The following is a 13,804-nucleotide window of genomic DNA, read 5'->3' as shown; positions in this document are numbered from 1 at the left end:
CGGAGCCCACGCCGGAGCCCACGCCGGAGCCCACGCCGGAGCCGACGCCTGAGCCCACACCCGAGCCGACGCCCAAGCCGACGCCCGAGCCGACGGAAATGTAGGCATTTGTCGCCAACTCGCCGGGGAGGCTCACCCCTCGCCCGGCTATTGCCAGGAGAACCCTTTGACTTCGTTTCCCGCGGTACGAGCAGGCGATCTGATCGCCCACGGCGGCAGCATCCTGACGGGATCGCCCGACGTCTTCATCAACCAGTTGCCGGCCGCATTTTTCGGCGCTTCCGCCGTCTGCTGCGGCTTGCACGTGTCGGCGCAGGCAATTGCCACCGGAGCGCCGTCGGTGTTCATCAATGGCCTGAACGCGGCGCACATGGCGTGCTGTTCGTCCTGCGGCTCGCCAGCCGCCACGGCATCGCCCGACGTTTTCATCGGCGCGTGATCACATCAGCATGACCGCAATGGCAGGACTGCCGGGTGCGCTGCTTGCGCTGCCCGGGCAGTTGGTCGAAGAGGAAGGCGTTCTTCGACTTCCGGACTGGTGGCGGCGTCGCGAAAGTGGGGTGTTCCTGCGCAAGCTGCCCGCCGCGGCGTTGGCTGGCCTCGGTCCCGGCGGGGTACATATCCTCACGGGGCAACTGCTGTGCAATCTTTCTAGGCGTCGCGACGTCGTGCCGACCGGCCCCTTGGAGCTGGGGCTCGATCGCATTTACGACAGCCGAATCACAGAGGCGGGATGCCTCGGGCCCGGCTGGAGAACACGCTGGGACGTGACGCTGCAGGCGCGCGGGGAATCGATGGTCTACCACGATGAGTGGGGGCGGACGTTCACCTTGCCGCGGCCCGAACCGGGCTCCCAGGTCATTGTCGCATCCGCTTCGTTGAGCCTGGCGTGTCTGGAAGACGGCCAGTATGTGATCGCGGACATCGAAGCCGCCTGCCTGCGATTCCGGCCGCCGGATAATGATGGCGTATCCAGGCCAGGCGCGTTGGAGCTCCTGGACGGCAGACGTTATTCGATATCGCGTGACGAGCGGGGAGCGATGCAGTCCGTCAGCGACGAGCAGGGGCGCGGACTGTTTTTTGGCCTGGATGAAGCAGGCCGCGTGCGGACGGTGGCGCGCGGGCGCCAGTCGGAGGCTTGCGTCACCTATCGCTACGGGGACGACGGCCGGCTATGCGGGGCGGGACGGGTTCGGGGAAAGCCATTAGGTCGGTATGCCTATCAGGATGGCTTGCTGGCCGACATTGCCGACGCCACTGGCGAGTGGTCGATTCGTTGGGTGACGGCGCAGGCGGAACGGCGGATTGCTGGCCTGCGCGGCCCGGATGGACGAATGTGGCTGCTGCGCCGCGAACCGGAGGCCCGCGTTGTCCGGATGCAGGCTTCGGACGGGGCGGAGTTGCACTGGTGTTTCGACCCGCAAGGGCGAATCCTGACGTATCGCAATGCGAACGGAGCGGTCTACAAAGCGCAGTACGACGACGGTTCGCGGCTTGCGCGAGTCGAGGCGCCCGACGGCCCATTCGAATTCGAGTACGACGGCTTCGGACGCGTCACACGGGAGACCGCGCCCTGGGGGCATGCGCGTCGGGTGAGCTACGCCTTCGGTACCTCGGTGCCCATGATGCTGTCCCGCGAGGGGGGCCGAAACTGGTTCTGGCGGCGCGATGAACGCCTGCGTCCGCTGCAGCGGCGCGCGCCGTCAGGGACGATCACGGTTTATGAACATGACACCGCAAGCGGCATGCGGCTGACGAAGCGCGACGACGGCATCGAGACTCGCTATGACCACGACGCCGCTGGCAGGCTGCGCGTGCGTGAAGACGCCCACGGCGCCTTGTCGCGCTACCTGTGGACCGATTCCGGCGATCTGCACGCGCTTGCATTGCCCGGACATCCGCTTGAAGTGTGCGAGCGCGACGACGCCGGGAACCTGCGAGTGCGCATCGGCGAGGGGGCGAGCGCGCGGTTGGCCGTCCACGGGCCAGGAGGCGACTTGCTATCGCTGGCCAATGCCGTGGGGCATGTCCGCCACTGGCGCTACGACTCGCAGGGGGCGCTGGCGCTGCACACCGACGAAGAGGGCGCCACGACACGGTTCACAAACGTTGCGGGAGGTCACGACGTCACGGTGCAGGGACCTGGCGGCGGCACGCAGCGCTGGGTGCTCGACGCCCGACGCCGCGTGTGGGCACGACGCGACGCGGATGGCGTGATGGCCGAATGTCGCTTCGATGCGTCGGGACGCGTCACGCATCTGCTGGAAGCCGCCGGTCCTGGGCGCGCGGAGACCGTTTTCGGCTACGGCGCTTTCGGCCGCCTGGTGAGCCGTCAGCGCGACGGGCTGCTCTGGACGTTCGAGCACGATGACCATGGCCGCCTGGTCGAGGTCCACTCCGTGGCCAATGAGTTGGAGTCGAGTCTGGCGTTCGAGTATGACGCGCACGGCAGAGTCGTCGGCGAGACGAGCGAGAGCGGCGTGCTGCTGCGGCATATCGACAGCGAGGGCCATGTGACCGCGCACCAGTTTCCTTGCGGCCTGACCTTGTTCGCGGCGCGCGATGCCGGGCAACGGGCGGTGCAGATCAGCTACGCGCTGGATGGCGAGACGGCGACGGTGGCCAGCATCTTCTACGACGATGCGGGTCGCGAAACGACACGTGTCGCCGGCGCGCTGCAGCGTGAAATTACTCGCGATGATGCGGCGGGGGTGCGGCTCGAGACTTCAGCGCGGGTTACCGGCGGCTACACGCGGATCGACGCGTTGGATCGACACGAACGGCGAGACGCGGCGGGGCGTCTCGTCGAAGAAGTGGATGTGGTTGGCCGGCGGCTCTACGACTACGACCGGCGCGGACAATTGGTCCGCAGCATTGGCGAGGGTGGCATGGTCTACACCACGTGGGATCCGGGCGGCAACATCATCGCGTTGGATAGCGCTGGGTGGGCGCCGCCCGGTTCCGCGCCGGACCACCGGCCCGCCCGGGTCGGCAGCCAGACGTTGGTGTATGACGACTGGGGACGGGTTCTGCGGCGCGACGGCCCGCTGGCCAGCGCAGCGTTTACCTGGGACGCGGCCGGCAGGCTGTCCACGGCCCAATCCAATGGCATGACGGTCGCCTACGCCTACGACGCCGCCGGCCGTCTGGCGGAGCGGCGCCATGGGACGAGCAGCAACGTCCACACGCGTCGCTTCGTTTGGGACGGGCTGCGCCTGATGCAGGAATGGTCGCCAGTGCAACGCGTGACCTACGCGTACGCGCCCGTCCGCGCTGGCCGCCAGTCCTACGCGCCGATTGCGCGGCTGATCCAGCGGCGGGCGCACGCCCAGGCCGAGTGGCCGGCGCCGCAGGTGCAACACCTGTATGTGGATGCCGCCGGGCGGGTGCGGGCCGCGATGGACGGCCGGGGCGAAATCGTGTGGACGTGCGGCACACGTCCCTGGGGCGAGCGGATTGGGTCGAATCCGGGCGACACACCGGCGCCGCCTGGATTCGCGGGTCACTGGGTGGACCCGGATATCGGGATCTGCTGGAATGGCCGGCGCTTCTACGATCCGTTGACGGCGCGCTACCTGAGCCCGGATCGGGACGCCCCGCCGGGAGTCAGTCCGTATCGTTACGTGGCCGCGCCTGCGTCACAGGCCAATCCCACGGGTTTGGCAGTGAGCGCGCAAGGGGTCGGCGCGCCTACGGGTATAACGATGCCCGAGCTGCCGCCGATCCAGTGGGTGGGCGCGTGCCAGCCCGCCGCGGGGATGCCGAAAGGGATGTCGTAGCAGATGTTGGAGGGTGCCGCGGGACAGAGGGCGGCCGAAGGAATCTCCCCGGGTTTTGCATGGTGCATCAACGGAGGGCTTCGGGAGAAATCGCCGGAATCTTGCATGGTGCAGCGACGGGCGCTTCAGGAGGAATCGCCCGGGTCTCGCATGGCGCAGCAACGGGCGTTCAGCTTGCCGCTGCCTGAAATTCCTTGAGGATCTCCTGGTTGGCGTCCCACAGGATGATGCGGAATGCCGAAGGCCTTGCATCAAGGTCACCCATGAACGTCAGGCTGCGGTCGAACCATTCCCCGTTGCAGTTGGCGCGCGCGGCATCGATGCCAACGTGTTCGTCGTGCAGCACGGCGCCGTCGGCGCCCAAAGCCTGGATCGTGCAGTGCGTGGCACGCGGACACGCGGCCACATCGATGGATTTGCGATGGGCGACCACACGTACGTCGTTCGAACGGCGTAGCGTTGACCGCTCCAATGTCCCGTCGGGCTTGGAGGCGACGCGATTGGGCGCTACATGCGCCAGGACTTCGGGTTGCACGGCGCGGTCGCGAAAACTGATGCCAGCGTAGACCTCGTAGTCGACCAGGGTTCTTGCCGTGCCAAACCCGTACGGGCTGTCATGCGGATCGTTATGTGGCTGTTCGGGGGCGCTGGCCATGCTCTCCATGCCGAATAGTGCGCGGTTGCGCGCCAGAGAGCGGGCATTGCGCTCGCTCCAGCTTTGGCTTACCCGTCCTTCCTCGCATGCCGACTTGTCGTGGTCGCCCCAGATCTTGGGTCTGCCCTCGCGGGAGTACTCGTGCCAGGCCACGTTGCGATGCGGGTGGAATAGGTCATAGCCGTGCGTGAATGCGCGCACGGCTATGGATATTTCCTCGCCGTGGAAGAAATAGTCGGGGTCGTGCTGGACTTCCCGCGCGAATGCTCCGTCGGCAAAGGTGAAATGTCCGCTGTAGAAACGCGCGGGAACCGGTTCGCGCAGCGCCTGCCAGTCCGGTAGCGTGAACGATCGAAAGAGTATCGCGCCTTCCCGCGTGAAGGTCTCGAAGCGCATGCCCAAAGGCGGCATGTCGTCCTTGGCGAAAGGCGGGTCCTGGTTCGGGGAGTACGAGGGCAGATAGGCGGTCAGCAGCGGTTTCGAACTGCGGGGTCTCAGTTGATCGAGCATGCATACCAGGTGGTGATCCCATTGCGGCACGAAACGGTGGTGGGAATCGAGCTGCAGCGTGTAGGTTTCGTCCTGGTAGCGCTGTTGGATCTGGTTACGGGCCCAGCACGCGCCCTGCGATTTCTCGTGAGGCACGTCGATCAGTTCGATGCGCGCACCATCCAATTCAAATTCGTGCAGATTGAATGGCGCGGCGGGATGCAGTTTCCAATGCAGGAAATTCTGGTTGAGGAAGTCGCCGACGTGTTCCTCTGGCCCATGCTGCCAGCAGACCACGATGCGCAACAGGGCGGGAAATTCCGCCGATGCGATCAGGTCGCGCAAGGTTGGGATCAGCTCCGGATCCCGGTAACTGGCGATCTGGACAAAGATGGTGGAAGTCATCTTGCGAGCGCTGATCAAAGGAATGTCAGGGTGACGACGCCCTGGGCGTCGATGGAGCCAGGGACAGGCGCTGCGGCGCCCACGCGCAACACGGACGCTTCCAGATCGAAGGTGGTGTGGTAGCCCGGCGAATCCTTGGTCAGAACGCTGGTAAGGTCTTGCGGCTTGAGGACGGCTTGCGTGGCTGCGTCGCGCAGCCGGATAGCCAGGCCACCGGCGGAGCCGTCATTTCGAATGAAGCCGATGGCGTCCGGATCGGGCTGCGCGGCCAGTGTCGCCGAAACCGTATTCGGCGGCGTCGGACCATCGCACGCCACGTTGATGGACACCGATCGGGTGGGCCCGCTGGTCGCTGATACATCGCGCGGGCCGAACGGGCCGAACTCCACCAGCAGCGGCTTCGCGCTCGTGACTTGGCAGTGCGGTAGCACGCGGAGCGTGACCGGATTGGAGATGATGGTGATCACATCGCCGCCGCCGCCTCCGCCGCGGACCCTTCCTACCTGCCCAAGATTGATCGTGGACTGGCTCTGCATTTCCCCCAGCTTGATGAGGTCAATGTGGAATTTGGCGCCGCTAGCAAAAGCAACGTATTCGGTCACGCCGGGATTCCTCTGAACCCAGTTATTGGTGTACGGGAAGGTTTCCGTCGTGCCGCTGGCGCGTTCATATACGACGCGGTATCCGACCGTGGGATCGTCCGTTATACCGGAGTCGGCTCTGGAAAGTTCGTATGGAATTGTGCCAGTCCCGTCGTCGCATCTAAGGGTATAGACTCGATTTGGTTGGTAGGACGAGCCGCGTGCGATGGTCCCGCCAATTGGCAAAGTCGAGTCGACGTCGATGACGCTGGATTCGAAGGAAAGGTGATGGACGACGTTGTAGTCGATTACGCCGTCGACGCAACCTGCGCATTCGGCAAAATCGGCCTCGTCATCGGGAGTGATCTTCCGGCATTCGGCGTGAGCGCTTTGGACGTGGAATAGCGCCGCCAGGGAAAATGCTGCGTAAATGAGTTTCATAGGTTGACTCCTGTTTCGAGGTCGATCGAGATAACAATGAATTAGTCTTGCGGGACGTCCCATTGCTCGAGCAGTTCGGCGGGCACCATCCGATGCAGTTCGGCATAGCGCCGCCCAACCATTCGTTCGGCCTGCTTGAGCAGGACGCTTATGGGACTGCTGGGTTCATGAGATTCAAACCAGAGCCGCGTGGCCCTGAGGGTTTCCAGCATGTCCCATCGGGTGATGGGCGCGCCGGGGGATGGGGCTGTTGGCGCCATTGCCGTCATCGAGTGCGCTGGCGCTGATGGCAGGGTGTCGATGCCAGCGCGCTGATCGCTTGCGGCCGCGGCGCAAGCGGCAACCAGCGGTGGTGAGGCGGCAGGCGCCGCGATTGGCGAGTGGAAAGGCTCCAGCAGGTGGATCAACACGCCCAGGTCTGGAGCGGTGCCGGCCAGCTGGCTTGTTGCCCAGTCGCGGATGCTTTCCGCCGCCGCGAAGCCCGCTGATAGCGCCCCGGCACAGCGATCGCGCCGGTCGTGAAGATCAGACAGCAGCCGCGCGGCGGCCTCGGGCGCGAGGGCGTCTTTGGCGCGAGTCTTGGCCAGCGCGCGCTCGATGTCGCGAATCTTCAGCGGTGTGCCCATGCTCTTGGGCAGGCTGATGTCGCGAACATCAGCGACGAGGCCATCCGGGTCGGTCAGTGCGGCCAAGGCGTTGGAGACGATAAGCGGATCGTGCTCGCCATCAAGCAGCGGGACGGGATTCAGCGTGTCGGGAAAACGGCGCAGCATGGCGTCGATAAGCTCGAGCGCCGCACGCAGGCCGGAAGCGCCTGCCTGTCGGACCCGGCAACGAGCCAGGATGATGAGCAGGCGGAGATCCTTGCTGCGCGCCAGCAAGGAACGGCAATCGCGTTCGGCGTCGGCCCAATTGACCGCGGGGGCGGCATCGACGAAGTTGCCGTACTGCGCGTCGCCGCGGGGCGCGACGTTGGCCTGCAGCACCACGAAATCCGGGTCATATTCCAGGTCCGGGCCGCAGGGCAGGTCGCCGTCCAGCGGCAGGAGCAATTCGGCGTCGGGGCCTGGATCGGCGTTCAGGGGGGCGTTCATAAGGTTGTCTCGGTCAGTAGGCTTTAGGTTCCCGGTAGTGCTCGGGTTCGAACACCATGCCGATCACGGGCGCGTCGGTTGAAGCCTGACCGAGCCAGGTGGAATACCCCAGTCGATGCTCGGGTCGGGCGCGTGAGCAGGGCGCTTCCAGCGCCTTGATCAGGAGCTTGAGCTCCCAATCGAACTCGTATCCCACGAAGGTGCGGACCCAGTCCACCAGAGTGGGAAGGTCGTCGCCGTGCGGGGTCAGGCGCAGGTATTGGTCCAGGCTTAACGGCCCCATCACCAGGCGGAATCGGTGCTGGCAGTCAGGAATGGATTGGCCGAGCGTGGCCTGGTCGCCCAGGATCGCGGTGGGCGACGGAACGCCCAGCACGGCGCGGCCGGCGACGTCCAGGGAAATCCAGTTGGGCATGAACTCTTCCACTTCGACGTCCACGCCGAAATAGAACGACAGGGCGCGGGCCAGGCCTTCGGGGTTGCGTGCTTCGCGCACCAGGTGCGAGGCGGCGGCGTAGCGGGCGTGAATGGCGGGATGCAGGCTGGCGCTGTCGCGGGGGTCGTCGCCGATCAGGCTGCCGATGTAAAACGTGAACCGTTCGTCGGCCGGGCGGTCAAGGGAGGCCGTGGACTGCCCCGCAGCCCAGGCTCGGTAGAACAGCGACAGGGCACGGTGATGGAACAGGTCGGCGAAATCGGTAAGCGTGCGGTCATGGTGGCTTTCGACGCGCGTGTATGCCAGTTCAGACATGTGCAGCGGCATCGGGCCCTGAGGGCCCCACATGCCCAGGCTGTGCAATTGCACATGGATGTGCGTGCCGTCGTGTTCGACTGCGGCGACCTCGCTGGGGGCGAAAACCAGACTGGCTCGTTGGCCGATACGGTGCGATTCCTGGCTGGGCAGCAGGGCCGCGCCGGGGACCGGCGCGTCGGTCGTATGCGCGGACAGCGCGCGCATCAGGCTAAGGAAGCTGGTCTTCCACGGCTGCGACGCGTCGAACCATTCTTGCAAGGCGGGCGCCGGCTCGGAGGGGCAGGGACTTGGAGACTTGTCCATGGCTAGACGACGCTGCGGCCGCCAGGGCGGGGCGCCCACCTGGCGACGTCCCCGCGCTGGATGGAACGCAGCGAGGTTTCGGTGAATACGTTGATCGAAACGTGACGGGCGATGTACTGCTCGAGGATCAGCCCGAAAAGATAAGGGCTGACGCCAGAGAACCCGGCTTCGTCGACGGTCAGGCTGCAACTGACGCCTCGTCCGTAGACCATCAGCGCGTGGCGCGGCAACCGGCGTGCCACGCGCGTGATGCGCGACCCGACGAGCGCGTCGATCTGGTTGGAGAGATCGGTTTCGCCTGCGTGCAGGAACAGCCGCAGCATGTTGCGCAAGGCCTGGCTGCCATCGCTTTCGTTGAGTTCCGCCAGCGGGATGTAGTTGAAGCTGAGCTGTCGGATCAGCCGCCAGGCGGCTTCGCCATGCGCGTAGGGTTCGCGCGGGATGCTGGGAGGATGCAGCAGCGAGACGCGTTCGATGGGGATCGATTCGCGCATGGTGAGGTCGTTGTGGCCGTCATGGGGGATGAGCCGGGGCAGGTCGCGGTTGGTCACCAGCGCGTCCACCGACAGGTAGCGGATGTCGCCGCCGTAGGGCGCTTCGTATTGATCGACCAGGGATAGATAGACCTCGGTACCGACGTACAGCGTGCGCGTGCCGTATTTACGGGCGTTGTCCGACAGGACGCGGCGTTCGCGGTTGACGGAGAAATAGCGACCATTGTTGCCCAAGTCACTGTGCAGGGTGTGATAAAGCGGATTGAAGACGACTTCGCTGGCGCTCTTGGCCTGCTGGCCCACAACCCGCTGCACGGAGAACACCTCGTAGTCCAAGGGGCGGCTGCGATCGGGAACGAGGTGGAATTCCGTCTTGGAACGGTCGATTTCGACGCGGTCGGTGCGCTTTTCGAAAAGGTTGACGATGGGGGTGCAGAACAGGGCAAAGCGCGAGGCATTGACGTGCGTGGATAGCGATTGGGGAAGACGGTCGAGCAGCAGGATGATCTCTGCTTCGTTGCAGTCGGCCGACGCCAGCCCGCGCGCCAGCTGCGTGGCGTTGAAAAAGTAGAAGCGCTGGCGGAAGGCGAAGTATTCCTGGATCAGGTTGTTGCCGTGAAAGCCGTTCCAGGTGGTGGGCAGTTGCGCTTCGGCGGCGGTCAGGCCTGAATGGGTGACGGCTTGGCGGGTGATTACGTGGCCGCCGTGATCATCCGCGTTGGCGCCGCGCACCACGGCGGCCACACACCCGGCGTGGATGAGTTCGAACAGATGCGAGGTGATGCGTTCGTCGCCGGTGATGTAGAAGCACAGTTCGTCCAGCCCGCGCAGTTGCGAGAACTTGATGTCGCCGGTAGTGCGCAAGCGGATGCGCAGCGCGCCCTGCAGGGACTGGCCGGACGCCAGATGACGGCGCATGCCGGGAAGATCCGGCGGGACGATGGTGAGGGAGGCGTTGGCGATTTCGATGGGCCAGAGCGTGACGTCCTGGCTGCTGCGGAACTCGCAGGCGGTCTGTTCGCCCGGCGTGATGCCCGAGCGGAAGACGCTGTGGCGCGGCACACGTACTCCATGGCTGAAGTCGCCTTCGCGCGTGGCCGGGTACAGGCGCGCGACGCTCATGGACGGCGTGGGGGCGACGTAGTTGGGGTAGACGACTTCGAGGAGCCGCTGCGTGAAACGGGGAAATTCCGCGTCCAGCTTTAGCTGAACGCGGGCCGCCATGAAGCAGAAGGCCTCGATCATGCGTTCGACGTAGGGGTCGGCGACTTCGACGCCCTGCATGCCGAGCCGGCGGGCTACCTTGGGGTGGGCCGCGGCGAATTCACCCGCGAGATCCCGCAGGTAGGTCAGCTCGCTGTTGTAGTAGTCAAGCAGCTTGGGATCCATTTCAGAGGCCGCTCCGTCCGTCAATCGACGCGTGCGAGGACTCGAGGTCGTATCGGCTTTGCACCATGAATTCCAGCGGGTAGGGCGACCAGTGCATGAGCGCCTTTATTTCGAGCTGGATGATGTTGTAGGTGCCAGGGTGCTTGGAGGGCACGATGCGAACCGACAGCGTTTCTGGAATCAGGCGAGGTTCGAACGCGACGATGGTCTCGCGCACCATCTTTTCGATGATGGCGGGGTTGTGGTTGGTGCGGACGCTGCCGGAAAGCGGAGGCAGGCCGTAGTTCACGGCGGAACGCGCGGCCTGTGGATGGCGCGTCGCGTCAAGCGCCGCGCCCAGGTTGCAGGTGTTCAGCAGCAGTGCAAGGTCGCGTTGGATAAGGCGTTGCATGCCTGCGGCGTCGGGCGCATAGGCGTCCGCGCGTTCGTGCTGAGAACGGGGATCGTTGTCGCGAAGTCGGTCGAACAGCGAAGGCAGGTAACGGACCTTCGGGAAGGCCTCACGCGCATTCAATGGCCTGCCCCTCGAAATGCATGCTGAGGATGCTCAGCATGGGGAGTTCCCCGGCGTCGGTCAGCCAGGTGCGTTGACCGGCGCCAGCCACGGTGGTTTCGCTGCGGTCGCTCCACGTCGTGATTGCGGCGAGCTTCTGTGCGTCGGTTTCGTCATGCGTCAGGGGATAACGCGTGGGCATGTAGGCGCTGAGTTCGGTCTGGTCGTGCAGCGTGACCTTGCACTGACGCCAGATCAGATCCAGGGCGTCCTGTACGGGAGGGAAGGACAGCCTGGCGATCTGGGAAAACGGCAGCCAGCGATAACCGCCGGAGAAAAGCAGTTCGCAGTTGGGCCCAAGCCGGCTGTCGCTGTCGGTGATCCAGCCGAAGCCAGATCCCGGATTGGCGTGGCCTGCGGCCTCGGGCGCGGCGTCCAGCGCTTCGCGCCTGAGCATGTCGGCGCGGGCGGGATCGCCGGATTCCATTGCATGGATGGCTTGCGTCAGTTGCCTGGACCACGAGGCGGGCGCGTCCAGCCAGCCGGGTTCCTTTGCGCCCTTCATCACTTCGCTGCGGTAGGCCTCGGCGCGCAGCAATTCGCGCAGCATCTGGGCCATGCGAAGGTGCTTGGTGTTGAGGCTTGCCCAGACCTGAAGCTGCTTCAAGGCGCGCAGCCAGTCGCCCTTCAAGCACAGAAGCTGGAACAGCAGCCAGCGCAGGCTGGCGGAGGCGGGCTGGCGCTGAATCTTCGCGGTGGATTCGTCAATGGCGCAGTCGAGCGTTCGGTTCTGCAGCAATTGGCGCAGGGAATCGCGCGGTTCAGCGGGAGGGACGGTAACTTTCAACATGGTGTTCTGCGGATCAATGCGAAGATTCGGAAAGGTCTTGTGCGAAGAAGCTGTCGATGGTCAGGTCGTGGTGTTCGCGGCGAGCCAGGCTGGCGATGGTCTTGCCAGGCGTGTTGGCAGTGGGGCGGTCGGCAAGCAGGCGCAACACGTCATGGTTGGGTGGCGGCGCAAACAACTGGGCATCGTCGAAGTCGTTCATGTCGGCGAGGATGCTGTCGATGTCGGTGGCCTCGGGCAGCAGGCCTTCAAGCAACATGCGTGTGGCGGGCGCAACGGACGGCGTATCGAAAGGATCGGGCGGGGGCGGCAAGGAGCCGCTGGCGAGTCCGGGCGTGTGGGTTCGGATGGCTTGCAGACCTTGATGCGTGCCCTGGATGGCCTGGTCGAATTCCGTTGCCAGCGTCAGCAAGGGGTCGGCGGTGTCGTGGGTATCGTCGGCCAGGGCATCGACTGCGACGCCGCGGCTGCGCCAGTTGTCGTCGGGCGAGAAGGCGCCGATATGCATGTCGGCGTCGTTCAGTGCGCGCAACGCCAGCAGCGCGGCGGCTTCGTCGTCGGGAGTTGCGCCTGGCCGGCTGCCTGCCCAGGCGTCCCACTGCTGCGGGGAATCGGCCTGCAGGACCGACAGCCGTGTCAGGCCCACGGTGATTTCGTCGCGGTCGGCCAGGGGCCAGCGTTCGCCGGGACGCATTTCGGCGCCGTTCACGCGGCAGGACAGGGTGGCGCAGGCGTTTTGAATCCAGGCGCGGCGGTCTTCTCCGACGCCGAACACCGATTGTTCGGTGCTTTCGGTATTGGGGGAGGGATAAGGAACCAGCGCACCGGATGCGGCATGAAGGCAAATGGGATGTTCCTGCAGGGAGTGGATGTGCATGCCTGGACGTGGCTGACCGGCGTGAGCGGACATCCAGATTCCCCAGGCGACGGGCGCGGTTCGGTCGGCGGCGGCTTGATTCATGGCGTGGGCGCGAGGCAAAGCTTCCGTCCCGGAAAGGGAGAGGATTCAAGGAATGTGATGAGGAATGGTAGGAAGGGGCCGGCGCGCGTGCTATCGGCGCCGTCTGATATATGGCGAGAGCAGGACGATTTGCCCTGGGCAGACAGGTCCCGCCTATTGCGAGATCCCGCGATTGCTGCGCCGATGCATGGCGGTCCGCGGGCTATGGGGTATCAGACCCCGCACGCGTACATCATGAACTGCCGGAAGGCGTCGGCGGGCTTGGCCATGGCCGCGCGGGGATGCCAGATCAGGCCGGCTTCCATGGGGGGAACGGCGTCCGCGATGGGCAGGGCTTCGATCTTGCGGCCTTCCAGCGACCAGGGACGGTACACCATGTCGGACAGCATCGTGATGCCGAAGCCGTGCGCCACCAGCCCGCGCAACGCTTCCATCGACCGCGTTCGGAACGCGATGTCGGGCTCCAGGCCGTGGGCGCGCCAGTAGTTGAGCGTGGAGCGTTCGCCCTCGTCCATTTCCAGCAGGATGTACGGATAGCGCGCGATATCGGCGAGCGACGGGGCGGCGGCCTGCAGCAGCGGGTGGCCCGAGGCCGTCCAGAGCTGGCGCCGAGAGCGGACCAGCACTTGGTGGCCGAAACGTTCCCGCTTGTCCACGTTGGAGAGCAGCGCCACGCCCAACTCGACGTCGCCGCTGGCCACCGCCTTTTCGATCTCGGGGCGATCCAGGTCGATCAGGTCGAGCACGACGTCCGGGTAGCGGCGTCGAAAGCGCGCCAGAAGGTCGGGCAGGAAATAGCCCAGCACGGTGTAGGACGCCGCTATGCGCACCGAGCCTCGCAGCGCATAGCGCTGGAAGCCCGGCTCGCGCAGGGCGTCGTCCAGGGCATCGAGCACGTCGCGAGCGCGCTGGTGGAAGTTGTGGCCTTCGGGCGTCAGCGTGACGCCGTGCGCATGGCGGTCGAAGAGGCGCACGCCCAGTTGCGCCTCGAGCGCAAGCACCGCATTGGTGACCGCCGACTGCGAGACGTGCTCGTCGGCCGCCGCCATGGAAAACCGCCCGGTGCGGGCGGCGGCGGCGAAGTACCGGAGCTGTCTGAGCGTGACGTCTTGAGCCATG

General features: G+C 65.5%; 11 protein-coding genes. 2 read left to right on the top strand and 9 right to left on the bottom strand.

Annotated features, from left to right (window positions below):
* Positions 1-166: 166 nt before the first annotated feature.
* Positions 167-439, top strand: coding sequence for a PAAR domain-containing protein (locus tag RT614_RS17490; RefSeq protein WP_313623395.1), 273 nt, complete (start codon positions 167-169; stop codon positions 437-439).
* Positions 440-449: 10 nt separating this feature from the next.
* Positions 450-3,779 (top strand): DUF6531 domain-containing protein, encoded by a 3,330-nt coding sequence (locus RT614_RS17485; protein WP_313623394.1) that lies wholly within the window; start codon positions 450-452, stop codon positions 3,777-3,779.
* 169 nt (positions 3,780-3,948) lie between these two features.
* Here the strand turns inward: RT614_RS17485 and RT614_RS17480 are convergent, their stop codons facing one another.
* The 9 genes from RT614_RS17480 to RT614_RS17440 all read right to left on the bottom strand — a co-directional run bounded on the left by RT614_RS17480 (position 3,949) and on the right by RT614_RS17440 (position 13,803).
* On the bottom strand, positions 3,949-5,328 hold the full coding sequence (locus RT614_RS17480; protein WP_313623393.1) for a GlcNAc-transferase family protein: 1,380 nt from the start codon (positions 5,326-5,328) through the stop codon (positions 3,949-3,951).
* A gap of 14 nt (positions 5,329-5,342) precedes the next feature.
* Entirely contained in the window at positions 5,343-6,350 is a 1,008-nt protein-coding gene (locus RT614_RS17475) for a fimbrial protein (RefSeq protein WP_313623392.1), read from the bottom strand.
* Between the two features lie 41 nt (positions 6,351-6,391).
* Positions 6,392-7,444 carry an ImpA family type VI secretion system protein gene (locus tag RT614_RS17470; protein WP_313623391.1) on the bottom strand — a complete coding sequence of 351 codons (1,053 nt, stop codon included), beginning with the start codon at positions 7,442-7,444 and terminating at the stop codon, positions 6,392-6,394.
* Positions 7,445-7,457: 13 nt separating this feature from the next.
* The gene (gene tssG, locus RT614_RS17465; protein WP_313623389.1) at positions 7,458-8,501 is read right to left on the bottom strand and encodes a type VI secretion system baseplate subunit TssG; all 1,044 of its coding nucleotides are present in this window, start codon (positions 8,499-8,501) and stop codon (positions 7,458-7,460) included.
* A 2-nt stretch (positions 8,502-8,503) separates the two neighbouring features.
* On the bottom strand, positions 8,504-10,384 hold the full coding sequence (tssF, locus tag RT614_RS17460; RefSeq protein ID WP_313623388.1) for a type VI secretion system baseplate subunit TssF: 1,881 nt from the start codon (positions 10,382-10,384) through the stop codon (positions 8,504-8,506).
* 1 nt (position 10,385) lies between these two features.
* Entirely contained in the window at positions 10,386-10,898 is a 513-nt protein-coding gene (gene tssE, locus RT614_RS17455; protein WP_313623387.1) for a type VI secretion system baseplate subunit TssE, read from the bottom strand.
* A complete protein-coding gene (locus tag RT614_RS17450) occupies positions 10,885-11,727 on the bottom strand; it encodes a type VI secretion system accessory protein TagJ (protein WP_313623386.1) in 843 nt (280 codons plus the stop codon). Before RT614_RS17450 ends, tssE begins: the two co-directional genes overlap by 14 nt.
* 13 nt (positions 11,728-11,740) lie before the next feature.
* On the bottom strand, positions 11,741-12,685 hold the full coding sequence (locus RT614_RS17445; protein WP_313623385.1) for a TagK domain-containing protein: 945 nt from the start codon (positions 12,683-12,685) through the stop codon (positions 11,741-11,743).
* 212 nt (positions 12,686-12,897) lie between these two features.
* Positions 12,898-13,803, bottom strand: a complete 906-nt coding sequence (locus RT614_RS17440) for a LysR substrate-binding domain-containing protein (RefSeq protein WP_313623384.1) — start codon at positions 13,801-13,803, stop codon at positions 12,898-12,900.
* Position 13,804: the final 1 nt, after the last annotated feature.

The organism is Achromobacter sp. (assembly GCF_032102605.1).
Lineage (GTDB): Bacteria > Pseudomonadota > Gammaproteobacteria > Burkholderiales > Burkholderiaceae_B > Achromobacter.
This window is presented reverse-complemented; position numbering and strand designations above follow the sequence as displayed.